General features: G+C 61.8%; 14 protein-coding genes. 8 read left to right on the top strand and 6 right to left on the bottom strand.

Going from position 1 to position 17813, the window contains the following annotated elements:
- Positions 1 to 180 precede the first annotated feature (180 nt).
- The 4 genes from BFC21_RS19750 to BFC21_RS19770 all read left to right on the top strand — a co-directional run bounded on the left by BFC21_RS19750 (position 181) and on the right by BFC21_RS19770 (position 6336).
- Positions 181 to 1272, top strand: coding sequence for an efflux RND transporter periplasmic adaptor subunit (locus tag BFC21_RS19750; RefSeq protein ID WP_088378708.1), 1092 nt, complete (start codon positions 181 to 183; stop codon positions 1270 to 1272).
- Positions 1269 to 2336: an efflux RND transporter periplasmic adaptor subunit gene (locus BFC21_RS19755; RefSeq protein ID WP_120266440.1), complete on the top strand. Its 1068-nt coding sequence runs from the start codon at positions 1269 to 1271 to the stop codon at positions 2334 to 2336. Before BFC21_RS19750 ends, BFC21_RS19755 begins: the two co-directional genes overlap by 4 nt.
- On the top strand, positions 2333 to 5395 hold the full coding sequence (locus BFC21_RS19760) for an efflux RND transporter permease subunit (RefSeq protein ID WP_095003958.1): 3063 nt from the start codon (positions 2333 to 2335) through the stop codon (positions 5393 to 5395). Before BFC21_RS19755 ends, BFC21_RS19760 begins: the two co-directional genes overlap by 4 nt.
- A 200-nt stretch (positions 5396 to 5595) precedes the next feature.
- Positions 5596 to 6336, top strand: coding sequence for an SDR family oxidoreductase (locus tag BFC21_RS19770; protein WP_016782635.1), 741 nt, complete (start codon positions 5596 to 5598; stop codon positions 6334 to 6336).
- 77 nt (positions 6337 to 6413) lie between these two features.
- On the opposite strand, the gene BFC21_RS19775 is transcribed toward BFC21_RS19770, so the two are convergent.
- The 6 genes from BFC21_RS19775 to cadR form a co-directional block, all read right to left on the bottom strand.
- Positions 6414 to 7040 carry an ABC-type transport auxiliary lipoprotein family protein gene (locus BFC21_RS19775; RefSeq protein WP_095003957.1) on the bottom strand — a complete coding sequence of 209 codons (627 nt, stop codon included), beginning with the start codon at positions 7038 to 7040 and terminating at the stop codon, positions 6414 to 6416.
- Positions 7037 to 7975: an MlaD family protein gene (locus tag BFC21_RS19780; protein ID WP_088378712.1), complete on the bottom strand. Its 939-nt coding sequence runs from the start codon at positions 7973 to 7975 to the stop codon at positions 7037 to 7039. The genes BFC21_RS19775 and BFC21_RS19780 overlap by 4 nt, the downstream gene beginning before the upstream one ends.
- 1 nt (position 7976) lies before the next feature.
- The gene (locus BFC21_RS19785; RefSeq protein ID WP_169845016.1) at positions 7977 to 8768 is read right to left on the bottom strand and encodes an ABC transporter ATP-binding protein; all 792 of its coding nucleotides are present in this window, start codon (positions 8766 to 8768) and stop codon (positions 7977 to 7979) included.
- Positions 8769 to 8776: 8 nt separating this feature from the next.
- Positions 8777 to 9907, bottom strand: coding sequence for an ABC transporter permease (locus tag BFC21_RS19790; RefSeq protein WP_088378713.1), 1131 nt, complete (start codon positions 9905 to 9907; stop codon positions 8777 to 8779).
- Positions 9908 to 9986: 79 nt separating this feature from the next.
- On the bottom strand, positions 9987 to 11027 hold the full coding sequence (locus tag BFC21_RS19795; protein ID WP_016782630.1) for a DUF5924 family protein: 1041 nt from the start codon (positions 11025 to 11027) through the stop codon (positions 9987 to 9989).
- 106 nt (positions 11028 to 11133) lie between these two features.
- Complete coding sequence (cadR, locus tag BFC21_RS19800) at positions 11134 to 11583, bottom strand: Cd(II)/Pb(II)-responsive transcriptional regulator (protein WP_016782629.1); 450 nt, start codon at positions 11581 to 11583, stop codon at positions 11134 to 11136.
- Positions 11584 to 11669: 86 nt separating this feature from the next.
- On the opposite strand from cadR, the gene BFC21_RS19805 reads away from it, so the two are divergent.
- From BFC21_RS19805 to BFC21_RS19820, 4 genes are all read left to right on the top strand, one after another.
- On the top strand, positions 11670 to 13910 hold the full coding sequence (locus BFC21_RS19805) for a heavy metal translocating P-type ATPase (protein WP_095003956.1): 2241 nt from the start codon (positions 11670 to 11672) through the stop codon (positions 13908 to 13910).
- A 16-nt stretch (positions 13911 to 13926) separates the two neighbouring features.
- Positions 13927 to 14790: a LysR family transcriptional regulator gene (locus tag BFC21_RS19810; protein WP_095003955.1), complete on the top strand. Its 864-nt coding sequence runs from the start codon at positions 13927 to 13929 to the stop codon at positions 14788 to 14790.
- Positions 14791 to 15007: 217 nt separating this feature from the next.
- Positions 15008 to 16084 carry a putative 2-aminoethylphosphonate ABC transporter ATP-binding protein gene (locus BFC21_RS19815; RefSeq protein WP_088378715.1) on the top strand — a complete coding sequence of 359 codons (1077 nt, stop codon included), beginning with the start codon at positions 15008 to 15010 and terminating at the stop codon, positions 16082 to 16084.
- Position 16085: 1 nt separating this feature from the next.
- The gene (locus BFC21_RS19820) at positions 16086 to 17810 is read left to right on the top strand and encodes a putative 2-aminoethylphosphonate ABC transporter permease subunit (RefSeq protein WP_016782626.1); all 1725 of its coding nucleotides are present in this window, start codon (positions 16086 to 16088) and stop codon (positions 17808 to 17810) included.
- Positions 17811 to 17813: the final 3 nt, after the last annotated feature.

A 17813-nucleotide genomic window follows, 5' to 3' on the forward strand; every position in this document is an offset into this window, starting at 1 on the left:
CGCTGCCGCAGGCTGCGAAGGGTTCTGTGGCGTTCCCAGGACAACGGGTTGCTCCGCAACCCTTCGCAGCCTGCGGCAGCGACTACAAGTCAATGCACATAGAGTCCCACAGACACTGAACCCTGTTCTACGCTGTCAGTCGTATTCGCATGTTAAACAGCATCACGCAAAGGAGCTTGCATGGCTGGTCCACTGAACAAGGGCATTTTGGGCTTGAGCCTGCTGGCGCTGCTCACCGCGTGCGGCAAGGAGGGCCCCAAAGAGCCTCTGTCCCCCCGGGTGTATGTGCAGCAGGTGAGCACCCGCGAATTCGCCCCGCCCATCCAGCTCAGCGGCGATATCCAGGCCCGGGTCGAAACCCAGCTGTCATTCCGGGTGGGCGGCAAGATTATCGAGCGCACGGTCGATGTGGGTGACCACATCCAGGCCAACCAGGTGCTCGCGCGGCTCGACCCCAAAGACCTGAAGATCCAGGTTGAGACCGCCCAGGCCAGCGTCAATGCGCAACAGGCTCAAGTGGTGCAAACCCGCGCGGCGTTTGTGCGCCAGCAAAAGCTGCTGCCCAAAGGCTACACCAGCCAAAGTGAATACGACGCCGCCAACGCCGCGCAACTGAGCGCACAGAGCGCCCTGGCGGCGGCACAGGCGCAACTGGCCAACGCCCGTGACCAACTGAGCTACAGCAACCTGAAAGCCGAGGCACCCGGGGTGATTACCGCGCGCCAGGCCGAAGTGGGCCAGGTGGTACAGGCCACCATGCCGATTTTTACCCTGGCCCGCGATGGTGCCCGCGATGCCGTGTTTAACGTGTATGAATCGCTGTTTATCGAGCCGCCCAAAGACCCCACGGTGCAGGTCACGCTGCTGAGCGATCCAACGATCAAGGTCAACGGCCAGATACGTGAAATCACACCGACCGTTGCGGCGCAAAGCGGCACGCTGCAGATCAAGGTGCAGCTCGATGCCTTGCCCAAGGGCATGGACCTGGGCTCGATTGTCAGCGTAAACCTGACCCCGCCGCCAAGCCGCAGCATTGAGCTGCCGTGGTCGGCGTTGACCAAGGACATCAGCGAACCCGCCGTGTGGATCGCCGACGAACAAAGCAATGTGCGCCTGCAGCGGGTCAAGGTCGGGCGCTATCTGACCGGCAGCGTGATCGTCAGCGAAGGTCTCAAGGAGGGAGAAAACGTCGTGGTTGCAGGCGGGCAGTTGCTACACCCCGGCATGAAGGTTGAAATCGCCACTCCCCCGGCCGAGGGGGTGCAGCTATGAGGCGCTTATGGTTGCTACCGCTGGCTGCCGCCATGCTGGTGGCCTGCTCGGAAAAACAGCCGCCGGAACCGGTTCGCCCGGCTCTGTATGTGGTGGCCAAACCCGAGCTGGCACAAGATCTGGGCCGTTTTGCCGGTAATATCGAAGCGCGCTACGAAAGCACCCTGGGTTTTCGGGTGCCGGGGCGCATTGTGCGGCGCTATTACGATGTGGGCGCGGTGGTCAAGCAGGGCGACATACTGGCCAACCTCGACCCCACCGATCAGCAAAACCAGCTGCGCTCGGCCCAAGGCGACCTGGCCAAGGTGCAGGCGCAATTGATCAACGCCAGAGCCAACGCCCGCCGCCAGCAAGAGTTGTTTGACCGTGGCGTGGGCGCCCAGGCCCAGCTCGACACTGCGCAAGCCGACCTCAAGACCACACTGGCCTCGATGCAACAGGCGCAGGCGGCGGTCAATCAGGCTCAGGATCAGCTCAGTTACTGCAACCTGCGCGCCGACCATGATGCCGTGATCACCCAATGGCATGCCGAGGCCGGGCAAGTGGTGAGCATTGGCCAGGAAGTCGTCACCCTGGCCCGTCCCGAGATCAAAGAGGCGGTCATCGACCTGCCGGGCCCGCTGGCCGAGGCGCTGCCCAAGGGCATCGAGTTCCTTGTCGCTGGCCAGCTCGACCCGAATATCAACACCCATGCCCATGTGCGCGAAATCGCCCCGCAAGCCGACAGTGCCACCCGTACCCGGCGAACCCGCCTGACGCTGGACCAGACCCCGGCAGCATTTCGCCTTGGCAGTTCGGTGAGCGTGACCGTCAGCAGCCCGACGGCCGAGCACTTCCAGCTGCCGCTCACCGCCCTGCAGGAAGTCGACGGCCACAGCCGCGTATGGATCATTGACAGCACCACCCAGACCGTCAGCCCGCGCGACGTCAGCGTACTGCGCCGCGACGCTCGCAACGTGCTGTTGTCGGGTGGCATCAAAACCGGCGACAGGGTCGTCAGTGCAGGTGTGTACAGCCTCACCCCCGGGCAGAAAGTCAGACTCGATAAGGAAAGCTCGCAATGAATGGGAAGTTCAACCTGTCCGAGTGGGCTCTGAAGCATCAGTCATTTGTCTGGTATTTGATGTTTGTCGCGGTGGTCGCCGGGATTTTTTCGTACATCAATCTGGGGCGCGCTGAAGACCCGTCCTTCGCCATCAAGACGATGGTGATCCAGTCCAAATGGCCCGGTGCTACGGTCGACGAAACTCGTCTGCAAATCACCGACCGCATCGAGAAAAAGCTCGAGGAGCTGGATTCCCTCGACTACGTGCAAAGCTACACCCGCCCCGGTGAGTCCACGGTGTTTGTGTTCCTCAAGGACACCACCAAGGCCGATGCCATCCCCCATATCTGGTATGAGGTGCGCAAAAAGATCGGCGACATTCGCGGCGACTTCCCCCAGGGCATTCAAGGCCCGGGGTTCGACGACGAGTTCGGTGATGTGTACGGCACCATCTTCGCCTTCACCGGCGACGGCTTTACCATGCGTCAATTGCGCGACTATGTAGAGCAAGTGCGCACCGGCATCCGCGATGTACCCAACCGCGGCAAGGTGATGACCATCGGCGAGCAGGACGAAACGTTCTACCTGGACTTTTCGACCCGCAAACTGGCGGCCCTGGGCCTCGACCAGCAGCACATCCTCGAAAGCCTGCAAGAGCAAAACGCCGTGACCCCCGCCGGGGTGATCGAAGCAGGCCCGGAGCGCATGTCGGTGCGCACCTCGGGGCAGTTCCACAGTGTTGAAGACCTGGCTGCGGTGAACCTGCGGGTCAACGACCGCTTTTATCGCCTGGCCGATATCGCCGAAATCACCCGTGGTTATGTGGACCCGGCAGCGCCCATGTTCCATTACAACGGCAAGCCGGCCATTGGCCTGGCCGTCGCCATGATCGATGGCGGCAATATTCAGGAATTCGGCAAGCAGCTACAGCAACGCATCGACGACCTGACCGCGCAGTTGCCGGTGGGTGTGGGCGTACACATGGTCTCCAATCAGGCACAGGTGGTGGAGGTGGCCGTCAGCGGCTTTACCAGTGCGCTGTTTGAGGCCGTGGTGATCGTATTGGCGGTGAGCTTTATCAGCCTGGGCCTGCGTGCCGGGCTGGTGGTGGCAATCTCGATCCCGCTGGTGCTGGCGCTGGTGTTCGTGTTTATGGAGTTCACCGGCATCGCCATGCAGCGTGTGTCGCTGGGTGCGCTGATCATCGCCCTGGGCCTGCTGGTGGACGATGCGATGATCACGGTGGAGATGATGATCACGCGGCTCGAACTGGGGGAAACCAAGGAGCAGGCGGCCACCTTTGCCTATCACTCCACGGCGTTCCCGATGCTCACCGGTACGCTGGTGACCGTGGCAGGCTTTGTGCCCATCGGCCTGAACAACAGCTCGGCGGGGGAGTACACCTTCACCCTGTTTGCGGTGATCGCCGTGGCCATGCTGGTGTCGTGGGTGGTGGCGGTGCTGTTCGCGCCGGTGCTGGGGGTGCACATCCTCAGCGCCAAGGTCAAACCCAAGCCCGAGAAGCCCGGGCGTCTGGCCCAGGCCTTCGACACCGCGCTGCTGTGGTGCATGCGTTATCGCTGGACGACCATCGGCGCGACAGTGCTGATGTTTGTGCTGGCGGTATTCGGCATGGGCCTGGTGCAGAACCAGTTTTTCCCGGCCTCCGATCGCCCCGAGATTCTGGTGGACCTGAACCTGCCGCAAAACGCCTCGATCCAGGAGACGCTCAAGGTCACCCAGCGTTTTGAAGAATCGCTCAAGGGCGATGACGATATCGTGCGCTGGAGCTCGTATATCGGCGAAGGCGCGATCCGTTTCTACCTGCCGCTCGATCAGCAACTGCAAAACCCCTTCTACGCCCAGTTGGTGATTGTCAGCAAAGGCCTGGAAAGCCGCGACGCCCTGATCGAACGGCTGAACAAACGCCTGCGCGAGGACTTTGTGGGCGTCGGCAGTTTCGTGCATACCCTGGAACTGGGGCCGCCAGTGGGTCAGCCGCTGCAATACCGGGTTAGCGGGCCGAACATTGATCTGGTGCGCAAGTACTCGATTGACCTGGCCTCCGTGCTCGATGCCAACCCCAACGTCGGCGAAACCATCTTCAACTGGAACGAACCCGGCAAGGTGCTACGCATCGATATCGCCCAGGACAAGGCCCGCCAGTTCGGCCTGTCGTCCGAGGACGTGGCCCATGTGATGAACAGCATCGTCAGCGGTGCAGCGGTCAGCCAGGTCAAGGACAACATCTACCTGATCAACATCGTCGGGCGGGCCAACAACACCGAGCGCGGTACCCCCGAAACCCTGCTCAACCTGCAGATCACCACCCCCAGCGGCACCTCGATCCCGCTACTGGCCTTTGCCACGGTGCGCTACGAGCTGGAGCAGCCGCTGGTCTGGAGCCGTGACCGGATCCCCACCCTGACCCTCAAGGCCTCGGTGCGCGGTTCGATGCAACCGACTGATCTGGTCAAGGTGCTCAAGCCCGATGTCGACAAGTTCGCGGCCAATCTGCCTGAAGGCTACAACGTGCAAACCGGCGGTACGGTAGAGCAAAGCGCCAAGGCCCAGGGCCCGATTGCCAAGGTGGTGCCGTTGATGCTGTTCCTGATGGCAACCTTCCTGATGATCCAGCTGCAAAGCGTGCACAAGATGTTCCTGGTGGTGAGTGTCGCGCCATTGGGGCTGATTGGCGTGGTGCTGGCACTGGTGCCCACCGGCACGCCGATGGGCTTTGTGGCGATCCTGGGGATTCTGGCGCTGGTGGGCATCATTGTGCGTAACTCGGTGATCCTGGTAACCCAGATCGACCAGTACGAACGCGACGGCTTTGATCCGTGGCACGCCGTGATGCAAGCCACCCAGCATCGTCGTCGGCCGATTCTGCTGACCGCAGCCGCCGCCAGCCTGGGCATGATCCCGATTGCCCGTGACGTGTTCTGGGGGCCGATGGCCTACGCCATGATCGGCGGCATTCTATCGGCCACCTTGCTCACGCTGTTGTTCCTGCCTGCGCTGTATGTGGCTTCGTACAAGATCAAGGAGAACAAGAACCCGCCGCCAGAACATGCGTAAACCTGTGGCTGAGGCTTGCTCGCGATTCGGACAACGTGGTCTGACAGACACGCCGCGTCGATCCCATCGCGAGCAAGCCCGCTCCCACAGCAGGGTGATTGTTGTGAATTTACGAATGCCGGTATCAAGAAAGCAGTCTTTATCTGCCTGAAAGCACATGTGAACCTAGCCCCACGCCTGAACCAATACGGAGTGTTGTCATGAGTTCTTCACAACCCAGAGTCGCCATCATTACCGGCGCCTCGCGTGGCATCGGTGCCGTTATTGCCAAACAGTTGGCCGGGGAAGGTTTTGCCGTGGTCATCAACTACGCCAGCAGTGCTGGCGAAGCTACCCAGCTGGTCGCCCAACTGCGTGAGGACGGCCATGAAGCGATTGCCGTGCAGGCAGACGTGAGCAGCGCTGACGACGTAAAGCGCCTGTTCGACGAAGCCGAGGCGCAACTGGGCAAGGTCGATGTGCTGATCAACAACGCAGGCGTGCTCAAGGTGCTGCCGCTGGCCCAGCACAGCGACGAGCTGTACGAGCAGACCTTCAACATCAACACCAAAGGTACGTTCAACACCCTGCGCGAAGCGGCCACGCGGTTGAACGGCGGGGGGCGCATCGTCAATTTTTCAAGCAGTACGGTGGGCATGAACCTGCCGGGCTATGCGGTGTATATCGCCAGCAAGGCGGCGGTGGAGTCGTTGACCCAGGTGTTTGCCAAGGAACTGCGCGGGCGGCAGATCACGGTCAACGCCGTGGCGCCGGGACCGGTGGCGACGGAGCTGTTTTTGCACGGCAAGACCGAGGAACAGATCCAGACCTTTTCCAAGATGCCGCCACTGGAGCGACTGGGCCAGCCACAAGACATCGCCAATATCATCTCGTTTCTGGTGAGCCCGGCAGCGGACTGGGTCAACGGGCAGGTTTTGCGGGCCAATGGCGGGTTGGTGTAAGTAAAGCAAAAGCAGATGCGCCCTCTCCCGGAGGGAGAGGGTCAGGGTGAGGGGCTCTTGGCTCTTGCGTTGGGCTTTTAGCGCTGTGCCTGCCCCTGCTGCATCACCCACTGCACCACTTGTGGCATCAGCACATCACTGGCCTGGCCAAAACCTGCGACCACGCCTGGCACCATCGGGTTGCTCAGCGGCTGGCGCACCTCAAAGCGTTTGGAAGCAATCACCCGCTGATCGCTGCTGCGCACCAGTCGCGCGTTGTACTGGATCAGCACTTCCGGGCTTTTGCCGTTGTAGTGCGTCTGGAACGCCAGCAACTCCCCGCCCAGCTCGTAATCGGACTGCAAGTTGCTGTCATCGGTGCTCAAGCCCTGGATCCGCCCGTCCTGCAGGAACGCCTCAAGCAGACGGTTGCGCAGCAGCACCGGCGCCGTATCGCTCCAGCGGGCGCCCTTGTAGTTGCTGATCAGGTTGCCCTCGGGCACCACCACGATGTTCTGGCTGTTCAGCGCGCCGGTGGTCATCGGTTTTTCCAGGCGCAGCGACCACTTCACGGGCGCACCCTGGCTCGAAGTCATGGGCGCTTGCGCAGCCGGCAGCCGATACACGTCGACTATCTCGGGTTTGGGCAGGATCGAGCAGGCGCTGAGCAGGCTCAGGCCGGCCGCAAGGACGATGGAACCGGCCAGGCGATAAGTGCGCTTCATGGGGTGAATTCCTTGTTCTGCTCGCGGCCCAGCAAGTAACCGCTTGGGTTGGATTCCAGGCGCCGCGAGATCGAGCGCAGTGTGCCAAGGGTTTCGCGCAGTTCGTTGACCGCAGGGCCAAGTTGATTCAGCCCCTGCAGGCCGCTGTTGAGCGAGTCCTCATTGTTGTTGATCAGCTTGTTGATCGTCGCGGTGCTCTGCTGCAGCGAATTCATGGCCTGTTCGGCACTGTTGAACATCTGCTTGCCTTCGGTGCTCAACAGACCGTTGGCATTGCGCATCAGCACGTTGGTTTGCTCAAGTGTGACGCTGGCCTGTTTGCCAACCTGGGCCAGCTGTTTCAACGTCTGGCTGATATCGCCACGTTGGCCGGCAATGGCCGTAGTGGTTTGCTCAAGGTTGTCCAGGGTCTTGCTGACACGATTGACGTTGTCTTCGGAGAACAGCGCATTGGCGTTATGCAGCAGCATATTGACGTTAGCCATCACGTCACTGCCATCGGTGAGCAGGCGGGCAATGGGTGAGGGCGAAGCCACGATTTCCGGCAACTTGCCGTCCTTGCCCTTGAGGTCCGGGCTGTTGGGGTCGCCGCCACTGAGCTGGATGATCGAAGTCCCGGTAACGCCTGTCAGCGCCAGCTTGGCCTTGGTGTCGACCTTGACCGGCGTGTTGGCCGCCAGACGAATGCGCGCCAGCACCCGGCGCGGGTCCTTGTCGTCCAGGCGCAGCTCGATCACGTCACCGACCTTGATGCCGTTGTATTGCACCGAGCTGCCTTTGGACAGGCCGCTGACGGCTTCGTTGAACACCACTTCGTAATCCTTGAACGTGCTGTCCATGCTCGCCTTGGCCAGCCACAGGCCGAACAGCATGGCCCCGACGACAACCAGGACGCTGAACAGGCCGATCAATACATGATGGGCACGGGTTTCCATGTCATTGCTCCTTGAGGTGGGTTGCCGCTTCGTATGCGGCGCGGCCACGGGGGCCATGGAAATAGTCATGAATCCACGGGTCGTCGTAGTCTTCGACCTCAGCGATGGGCGCTGCCACCAGCACCCGTTTTTGTGACAGCACCGCCACCCGGTCAGTGATGGTGTACAGCGTGTCGAGGTCGTGGGTCACGAGGAATACGCTTAAGCCCAGCGCATCGCGCAGGGTCAGGATCAGTTGGTCGAAAGCCGCCGCCCCGATCGGGTCGAGCCCGGCAGTGGGTTCGTCGAGAAACAGGATATCCGGGTCCAGCGCCAGCGCCCGGGCCAGCGCAGCGCGCTTGACCATGCCGCCGGACAGCGAGGACGGGTACTTGTCTGCCGCCGACAGGGGCAGCCCCGACAGCGCCAGCTTGACGCACGCCAGGTGCTCGGCATCAGGGCGGCTCAGGCCTGCGTGCTCGATCAGGGGCAGGGCGATGTTCTCTTTTACCGTCAGCGAAGAAAACAGCGCGCCCATCTGAAACAGCACGCCAAAGCGCCGTTCGACCATTGAGCGCGCTTGCTCATCAAGGCTCATCAAGTCCTGGCCAAATACCCGGACTTGCCCCTCGGTGGGCCGACGCAGGCCGACAATACTGCGCAACAGCACGGACTTACCGGTACCGGAGCCGCCGACCACACCGAGAATCTCACCTTTGTACACATCAAGGTCGAGGTGTTCATGCACGGTCTGGCTACCAAAGCGGTTGCACAGGTCACGCACCTCGATCACTGCCTCGCCGGGCTTGCGCAGGGACGTACTCACCAGCCCATCTCCATAAAGAACAACGCGGCCACGGCGTCGAGGACGATCACGATAAAGATCGACTGCACCACGCTGGACGTGGTGTGGGCGCCCACCGATTCGGCGCTGCCGCTGACTTTAAAGCCTTCAAGGCAGCCCACTGCGGCAATCAGAAAGGCAAAAAACGGCGCTTTGACCATGCCCACCAAAAAGTGCTGCACGCCGATGTCCGAGTGCAGCAGCGAAATAAACATGTCCGGCGAGATGCCCAGCGACACCACGCACACCACGGCACCGCCGAGGATGCCTGCCATCATGGCCATGAACGTCAGCAGCGGCAGGGAAATCAACAACGCCAGCACCCGTGGCAGCACCAGCAAGTCCATCGGGTCCAGGCCCAGGGTGCGGATGGCGTCGATTTCTTCGTTGGCTTTCATCGAGCCGATCTGCGCGGTAAAGGCACTGGCCGTGCGCCCGGCCAGGAGGATGGCGGTGAGCAATACGCCGAACTCACGCAGGAAGGAAAACGCCACCAGGTCAACGGTAAAAATCCCGGCACCAAAGTTGGCCAGTACCGTGGCCCCGAGAAACGCCACCACGGCGCCGACCATAAAGGTCAGCAACACCACGATCGGCGCGGCGTTGAGGCCGATTTGCTCGATATGTGCCACCACCGGGGTGATGCGCCATTGTTTGGGGCGCAACAGGTTGCGCGCCAGGGTTTGCAGGATCAGGCCGATAAAACCCAGCAATTGCAGGGTGTCTTGCCACAGCTTGTAGACCGCGCTGCCGATACGGCTGAGCAACAGGATGCCGACGTTCTGTTCCTGGGCTGCGACCGGCACGCAAAAATCGCGCATCGAGGAATACACCGTTTGCAGCAAGGCGCGGTCGGCCGCAGGCAGTTTTTGCGCGGTATCGGTCAGCTGGCTGACGCGCTCGGCCCCCAGCAGCTCCACCAGCAGCGAAGCCCCGGCCGTATCGATGCTGGACACGTCGTCCAGGTTGATGGCGGTCTGGTCATCGTATTTGCCGACCAGTTGCTCGGTCTGCTGCTTGAGGCCGGTGTAATGGGCAAGCGTCCAGTCGCCGCTGATCAACAGCCGCGCCGGATTACTGGAAGTGTCTAGTTGGGCATTGCCCGCCATGGCCGTAATAGTCTTAAGCTCCCAGCTCAGTACGTTTAAACACAGACCCTATGTAATAGCACAATCCTGTAAAAGTGTTTCAGTTTGCCTTAACAACCGCCGGCGCGGATTGATCCAGGTTAACCCTGAAGCGCAAAACCCCGATCAACTGGCCATCTTCCGTCAGCACCCGCACTTGCCAGCGCCCCTGGGGGTTGGGCGGGAAATTCTGCTTGTGGGTCCAGGCCCGGTAGCCTTCCTTGCGCCCGCCGTGAATATCCAGGGCAATACGATCGACTTCCTGGCCGTTGAGTTGCCACACATGGTAGATGCGCTCGTTCAGGCCGCGCGGGGCATTGATCGAGGTGTAGGCATACAGGCCCTGGCTGCGCAGCTCACTGACGCTGATCTGCTTGATGCTTTCACCCGGTGTGCGGTCTTGCAGCTGGGTGGTAACGGCCACCTCGGTCATCCACAACGTAGCCGGCGGCACCCACGAGCGCAGCAGCCAGCCGGTGCCGCCCAAAGCCAGGACAATCAGCGGCAACACCAGCCAGCCACGCCAGGTTTTAAGCGGCAGGCTCACGGCCAGGCTGGGGATGGACAGCAGCACGGCAGTGCCCAGCGCCAGCTTGTAGCTCTCGGAAGTGGTGAGGTTGAGGATGATCGGCAAGGCCGTGAGCATCGCCGCGAACAGGGCAAGGGTGTGCAATGCCAGAAACAGCCAGCGCCGCGGGGCCAGCCATCGGTAGTACAAGGGGTCAGTGATGGCGATCAGTGCGCACACCCCCAGCAGCCCGGTAAACACCAGCTGACCGCTGTTCCAGGTGGTGGTGATAAAGAAAAACGGCAGGACGAAGAAAAAGCTTTCCTGATGGATCATCTGGGTTGCATAGCGCAGCAACGGTTCGGGTATTTCGCGCTTGAACACCCGGCTGAACAACTGGGTAAAGGTGTTTTCCAGCATCAGCCAGACCCAGCTCACCAGCAGGATCACGGCGATCCAGCGGGCCATGCCTTGCTGGCGGTCGACCAGGATAAAACTGCCCACGCCGGAGCAAAAACCAAACGCCGCAATCAGCCCTGGATAGCGCTTCATCAACTCAAGGACGCGCTGTACGTAGTGGTTCCAGTCTGGCATTTGGCGGTTCACATTCTGTAAAAGGAAAATCCTCGACAGAATAGCGTTTTAGGCGCTCCGCGTCCGGCGCGATTGAAGGGCCGTGGCACCCATCGGCGCACTGCAATCAATGCCCGTGGCTTCTGCCCACATGGCTGGGTTCGCCTTCCGGCGTGCTGACCGAGCCGCTGACTTCCAGTTGCTGCAAAATCCCGCAATGCTCGCCGTTCGGCCCTTCGCCACACTTTTGCCGCAGGTCGAGCAGTTGCGCCTGCAAGGCCAGCAGGCTGTCGACCCGAGCCTTGACGTGGTGGATATGCTCGTCGATCAGCGCGTTCACGCTTTCGCACTGGTCCTGGGGGCTGTCGCGCAGGTTGAGCAGGCTGCGGATTTCTTCCAGGGTCATGTCCAGGCTGCGGCAATTGCGGATAAACGTCAGCCGCTCGACATGGGCCTGGGTGTACAAACGGTAATTGCCTTCGCTGCGCGCTGGCTCCGGCAGCAGCCCTTCGCGTTCGTAGTAACGGATGGTTTCGACCTGACAGTCGGTCAATTTCGCCAGCTCGCCAATTTTCATCACGCTTATCTCCGAAAGGATGCTTGACCCTATAGTGGCTACAGGGTCTTTACTTGGCAACAGGCACCTATTCCGGACGCAACCCGATGAGCGATTCCATTCACACACCGCACAAGCACGATCACGATCATGGCGACACGCATGACCATGCCAGCCATGCCCATAGCTGCTGCTCGGCCCCTGCCGGCCCCAGCGTGATCAAGCTCGATACTGCCCTGACTGCGGGAGCTCGCCTGAGCAGCTTTCGCATCGAAGCGATGGACTGCCCCACCGAACAGACCCTGATCCAGAACAAGCTGGGCAAGCTGGCCGGTGTGCAGCAGCTGGAATTTAACCTGATCAACCGGGTATTGGGCGTGACCCATGACCTGCCGTCCGTCGAGCCGATTGTCGACGCGATCAAATCCCTCGGCATGCAAGCTGACCCTATAGATGCCGGGACGGACGCGACACCGCCTGCGCCACCGGCGAAAAAGCATTGGTGGCCCCTGGCCGTGGCCGGTGTAGGCGCGCTGGCAGCGGAAGTGCTGCACTTTACCGACGCGGCGCCCACCTGGGTGATTGCGCTGGTGGCGTTGGCGTCGATCCTCAGCGGCGGCCTGACCACCTATAAAAAGGGCTGGATTGCCCTGAAAAACCGCAACCTGAACATCAACGCCCTGATGAGCATTGCCGTGACCGGCGCCGTACTGATCGGCCAATGGCCGGAAGCGGCGATGGTGATGTTCCTGTTTACCGTGGCCGAGCTGATCGAAGCCAAGTCCCTCGACCGTGCGCGCAATGCCATCAGCGGCCTGATGCAAATGGCGCCGGACAAGGCCACCGTGCAGCAGGCGGATGGCAGCTGGCAGGAGCGTGAGGTCAAGGACATCGCCCTGGACAGCCTGGTCAGGGTGCGGCCCGGCGAGCGCATCGGCCTGGACGGTCAAGTGGTGGCCGGCACCTCTACGGTCGATCAGGCGCCGATCACCGGCGAAAGCCTGCCCATCGAAAAAACCGTGGGCGACAAGGTTTTTGCGGGCACCATCAACCAGTCCGGCGCCCTGGAATACCGGGTGACGGCCGAGGCCAGCCACTCGACGCTGGCGCGCATCATCCATGCCGTGGAACAAGCCCAGGGCGCCCGGGCACCGACCCAGCGCTTTGTCGACAGCTTCGCGAAAATCTACACCCCGCTGGTGTTCGCCTTTGCCCTGGCGGTGGCGGTGATTCCGCCGCTGTTCATGGGGGGCGTGTGGTTTGACTGGATCTACCGCGCCCTGGTGCTGCTGGTGGTGGCGTGCCCGTGCGCGCTGGTGATATCGACGCCGGTCACCATCGTCAGCGGTCTGGCGGCAGCGGCGCGCAAGGGCATTTTGGTCAAGGGCGGGGTGTACCTTGAAAGCGGCCACAAACTGGACTTTCTGGCCCTCGACAAGACCGGCACCATTACCCACGGCAAACCGGTGCAAACCGACTACCTGCCGCTTGATCCGCTGGTCACGGACAGTGCGGTGCTGCTGGCCGCGAGCCTGGCTTCGCGTTCCGACCACCCGGTGTCGCTGGCAGTGGCCAATGCGGCTGTGGATAAAAACCTGCAACTGCTCGCTGTGGATAACTTCGCTGCACTGGCCGGGCGCGGTGTGCGCGGCGAAATCGACGGCAAGCTGTATCACCTGGGCAACCACCGGTTGGTTGAGGAGCTGGGCCTGTGCTCCCCGGCGCTGGAAGAAAAGTTGTTTGCGCTGGAAGAGCAGGGCAAGACCGTTATCCTGCTGTGTGACACCTCAGGCCCGCTGGCATTGTTCGCCGTGGCGGATACCGTCAAGCAAAGCAGCCGCGAAGCGATCCGCGAGCTGCATGAATTGGGCATCAAGACCCTGATGCTGACTGGCGATAATCCGCACACCGCCAACGCCATTGCCGCCCAGGTCGGTATCGACGAAGCGCAGGGCAACTTGCTGCCTGAAGACAAGCTCAAGGCGATTGAAGCCCTGTACGCCCAGGGTCATCACGTTGGCATGGTGGGCGATGGCATCAACGACGCCCCGGCCCTGGCCCGTGCCGAGATCGGTTTTGCGATGGCGGCGGCGGGCACGGATACCGCGATCGAGACTGCCGATGTCGCCCTGATGGACGACGATCTGCGCAAGATCCCGGCATTCATCCGCCTGTCACGTCAGACCTCGAGCATCCTCAAGCAGAACATTGCGTTGGCATTGGTCATTAAAGCGATCTTTCTTGCGGTAACCTTCCTCGGGTTGGCCACCATGTGGATGGCCGTGTTTGCCGACATGGGCGTCAGCCTGTTGGTGGTGTTCAACGGTTTGCGCCTGCTGCGTAAATAGAACAAGAGAGGTCGCTGTGCTGAGTGCCGAGCTGAAAGCGTTTTACCGGGTGGCCCAACTGGGCAGTATTACGCAGGCCGCCAAAAAGCTCGGGCTGAGCCAGCCGACCGTGACCACGCAGATCCGCAACCTCGAAAGCCACTACGCCGTGGAGCTGTTCTACCGCGGCGGCCGGCGTCTGACCCTCAGCGACGAAGGCGTGCGCCTGCTGCCGATGGTCAAGGCGTTGCTGCAACAAGAAGCCGACATTGAGTTCTTTTTGCGCAACAGTGGCCAGGGCAGCGGTACGTTGCGCATTGCCGCGACTGCGCCGTATTACATCCTCGATCTGGTCAAGGCCTTTCGCGAACGCTTGCCGCAGATCGAAGTGGCGGTGGATATCGGCAACTCCCAGCAGGTGCTCGAAGCGCTGGACGAATACCGGGTCGATATCGCCGCGTCGTCGCAACTGGTGGAAGACCCCCGTCTGATCCGCCGCATCCTGGGTGCCGACCCGCTGGTGCTGGCGGTGCACCGCAACCACCCGCTGGCCAAGCTTGAGCATGTACCGCTCAGTGCGCTGACCGGGCACTGCCTGTTGATGCGCGAACAGGGTTCGACCACGCGCCAGTTGACCGAAGACCTGCTGGCCAATGCCGGGGTGAGTTTTGGTCCGCTGCTGGAAATTGGCAGCCGGGAGTCGATCCGCGAAGCGGTGCTGCGCAATATCGGCATCAGCATCATTGCCCGCCAGGAAGTGCCCCATGACCCGCAGTTACGGGTGCTGACGCTGGAGAATGCGCCGGTTATCCATGAGTACCTGTACTGCCTCAAGGAACGCAAAAGCGCGCGTTTGCCAGCGGCGTTTCTGGGGCTGGCGCAGGAAATGGCCCCGGCCTAGTTACAACCATTGTGGGAGCGGGCTTGCTCGCGATGCAGGCGATGCGGTCTGTCAGGCAAAACGCGGTAAGGCCATCGCGAGCAAGCCCGCTCCCACAATGACTTTGCTCGCATACCCAAATCCACCAATACCACTATCGCCAGCTTTGGCCTTGTTGCCACATCTTGTACGCATTGCGTCTCTAGGATGACCCCCATCTGCTTGATGAGGTGCATCCATGAACAGCTCGAACGCAACCGCTTTGACCCAACCCGGCGTGCCGATGAAGGTGCGCAATGTGAGCAAGCGCTTTGGCGCCTTTACCGCGCTGGACAACGTCTCGCTGGAGGTGGCCGCAGGCGAGCTGGTGTGCCTGCTCGGGCCGTCCGGCTGCGGCAAGACCACGCTGTTGCGCTGCATCGCGGGGCTTGAGCGCCAGGACAACGGCGCGCTGTACCTGGGTGATCGCGATGTCTCCGAGCTGGCCCCGCAAGCCCGTGACTACGGGATTCTGTTTCAGTCCTACGCCCTTTTCCCCAATCTGACCGTTGAGGCCAACATTGCCTACGGCCTGGCTGGCAGCAATCGCGAGGTGGTGCGCAAGCGCGTTGGCGACATGCTGGAACTGGTGGGCCTGACTGGCAGCGAAAAGAAATTCCCTGGCCAGCTTTCCGGTGGCCAGCAGCAGCGGGTTGCCCTGGCCCGTGCCCTGGCGCCGTCGCCGTCGCTGCTGTTGCTCGATGAGCCGATGTCGGCCCTGGATGCCCGCGTACGTGAGCATCTGTGTACCGAACTGCGCCAGTTGCAGCGCAGCCTGGGCATCACCACCCTGATGGTCACCCACAACCAGGACGAGGCCATGCTGATGGCCGACCGCATTGCGGTGATGAACAACGGCAAGGTCGAGCAGTACGCCACACCGCAGGAAATCTACGACAAGCCGGCCACGCCGTTCGTTGCCGAGTTTGTGGGGCAGGGCAACTGGCTGCCGTTTATGCGCAACAGCGCCACCCATGCCCAGGTCGGTGGCATGAACATGCGCCTGGCGGACGACGCCGGCCGCGCCGCCTCGGGCCGTTTGTTCTGCCGCCCCGAAGCCATTAGCGTCAACCCGGTGTTGCATCAGGAAAACCTGTTCCCGGCCCGTGTGCGCGAAATCACCTTTTTGGGCAATCGCTGCCGCATGAGTTTTGAACTCAACCACCTGCCAGGCCATGCCCTGACGGCTGAAGTGGGCAGCCAGGACTTGCCGCGCCTCGGCACGCCGGACATTGTTGTCGCCCTGCCGCCCGCTAGCCTGCAGGTGTTTGCCTAAGATGGCCGCTGAAATGGCCCTGCCACTGCCCGGCAAAATCCCCCGCCAAGCCAGCCGCGCGGAACTCGGTGACCGCATCTTCGTAGTCGGCGGCAAACTGCTGTTATTGCTGTTGTTGAGCGTGGCAGTACTGATGCCGCTGCTGGCGATCTTCTGGCGCGGGTTCAGTGCCGAAGACGGCCAGGGCGGCGGTTGGGTCGCGGCGCGTGAGCTGGTCACCAGCGCCAACTTTCACTGGCTGCTCGGTAACAGCCTTAAGGTTTCCCTCAGCGTGGCGGCAATTGTCGTACCGCTGGCCTATCTGTTTGCCTACGCCCTGCAACGCACCCTGATCCCCGGCAAACGCATCTGGCGCGGGCTGTCGCTGTTGCCACTGATGGCACCTTCCATGCTGCCGGGCATCGCGCTTGTGTACCTGTTCGGCAATCAGGGCATGCTGCGCGGGCTGATTTCCGACAATATCTACGGCTTCTGGGGGATCGTGCTCGGCGAAGCGATCTATACCTTCCCGCACGCGCTGATGATTTTGCTCTCGGCATTGTCCCTGGCTGATGCGCGCTTGTTTGACGCCGCTTCTAGCATGGGCGCTGGGCCTTTCAAGGCCTTTCGCAGCATCACCTGGCCGGGCACCAAACAGGCCGTGTTTGCAGCGTTTTGTCTGGTTTTCACCCTGACCATCACCGACTTCGGCGTACCGGTTGTGGTGGGCGGCGACTATCAGGTGCTGGCGCTGGAAGCCTACAAGGCGGTGGTTGGCCAGCAACAATTCGGTCGCGGAGCCTTGATCGGCATGGTCTTGCTGCTGCCTGCGCTGTTCAGCTTTGGCGTCGATGCCTGGCTGCGCCGTCAGCATGGTGACTCGATGAGCGGCCGCGCCCAGGTGTTCAAGCCGGTGCCGTCGAAAGTCCGTGACCGCTGCTATCTGGCCATTGTGCTGTTGATCTGCGCCACCTTGTTGCTGGTGTTCGGCATGGCGGTGTACTCGTCGCTGGTCAAGTTCTGGCCGTATAACCTGTCGTTGTCGCTCAATCACTACCAGTTCAACGACACCGCTGGCGGTGGCTGGCTGGCGTATCGCAACAGCGTGACGATGGCCCTGTGTACGGCGGTGATTGGCAGTGCGGTGATCTTCACCGGCGCCTATCTGATGGAAAAAACCCGCAGCCAGAAAGGCCTCAACCTGGCCCTGCGCATGCTCAGCTTTGTGCCGATGGCCGTGCCGGGGTTGGTGCTGGGCCTGGGTTACGTGTTCTTTTTCAACCTGCCGGGTAACCCGCTGCATGTGCTCTACGGCACCATGACCCTGCTGGTGGCCTGCACCATTGCGCATTATTTGACCACCGCACAAATGACCGCCACCACGGCCCTGCGCCAGCTCGACGGCGAATTCGAAGCCGCCGCGCTGTCGCTCAAGGCGCCGCTGTATCGCCATTACTGGCGCGTCACCGTGCCGATTTGCCTGCCGGCGCTGCTGGACATCATGCGCTACCTGTTTGTCTCGGCGATGACCACCGTGTCTGCGGCAATCTTCCTCTACAGCCCCGACACCATCCTGGCGGCGGTGGCGGTGCTGAACATGGACGACGCCGGCAACGTGGGCGGCGCGGCGGCCATGTCGACCCTGATCCTGTTCACTTCGGCGGGCGTGTCCCTGCTCCTGGCCCGGGCTTCGCGCGGCTTGCTGCGCCGTTCCCAGGCTTGGCGCCAGGGCGCGCCGGCGCAATAACAA

It is taken from the genome of Pseudomonas sp. TMW 2.1634 (assembly GCF_001703595.1).
Taxonomy (GTDB): domain Bacteria; phylum Pseudomonadota; class Gammaproteobacteria; order Pseudomonadales; family Pseudomonadaceae; genus Aquipseudomonas; species Aquipseudomonas fragi.

What these genes read in the sequence shown, in the direction of transcription:
- BFC21_RS19750 (WP_088378708.1), top strand. Translation starts at nt 181, where the DNA reads ATGGCTGGTCCACTGAACAAGGGCATTTTGGGCTTGAGCCTGCTGGCG.
- BFC21_RS19755 (WP_120266440.1), top strand. Translation starts at nt 1,269, where the DNA reads ATGAGGCGCTTATGGTTGCTACCGCTGGCTGCCGCCATGCTGGTGGCC.
- BFC21_RS19760 (WP_095003958.1), top strand. Translation starts at nt 2,333, where the DNA reads ATGAATGGGAAGTTCAACCTGTCCGAGTGGGCTCTGAAGCATCAGTCA.
- BFC21_RS19770 (WP_016782635.1), top strand. Translation starts at nt 5,596, where the DNA reads ATGAGTTCTTCACAACCCAGAGTCGCCATCATTACCGGCGCCTCGCGT.
- BFC21_RS19775 (WP_095003957.1), bottom strand. Translation starts at nt 7,040, where the DNA reads ATGAAGCGCACTTATCGCCTGGCCGGTTCCATCGTCCTTGCGGCCGGC.
- BFC21_RS19780 (WP_088378712.1), bottom strand. Translation starts at nt 7,975, where the DNA reads ATGGAAACCCGTGCCCATCATGTATTGATCGGCCTGTTCAGCGTCCTG.
- BFC21_RS19790 (WP_088378713.1), bottom strand. Translation starts at nt 9,907, where the DNA reads ATGGCGGGCAATGCCCAACTAGACACTTCCAGTAATCCGGCGCGGCTG.
- BFC21_RS19795 (WP_016782630.1), bottom strand. Translation starts at nt 11,027, where the DNA reads ATGCCAGACTGGAACCACTACGTACAGCGCGTCCTTGAGTTGATGAAG.
- cadR (WP_016782629.1), bottom strand. Translation starts at nt 11,583, where the DNA reads ATGAAAATTGGCGAGCTGGCGAAATTGACCGACTGTCAGGTCGAAACC.
- BFC21_RS19805 (WP_095003956.1), top strand. Translation starts at nt 11,670, where the DNA reads ATGAGCGATTCCATTCACACACCGCACAAGCACGATCACGATCATGGC.
- BFC21_RS19815 (WP_088378715.1), top strand. Translation starts at nt 15,008, where the DNA reads ATGAACAGCTCGAACGCAACCGCTTTGACCCAACCCGGCGTGCCGATG.
- BFC21_RS19820 (WP_016782626.1), top strand. Translation starts at nt 16,086, where the DNA reads ATGGCCGCTGAAATGGCCCTGCCACTGCCCGGCAAAATCCCCCGCCAA.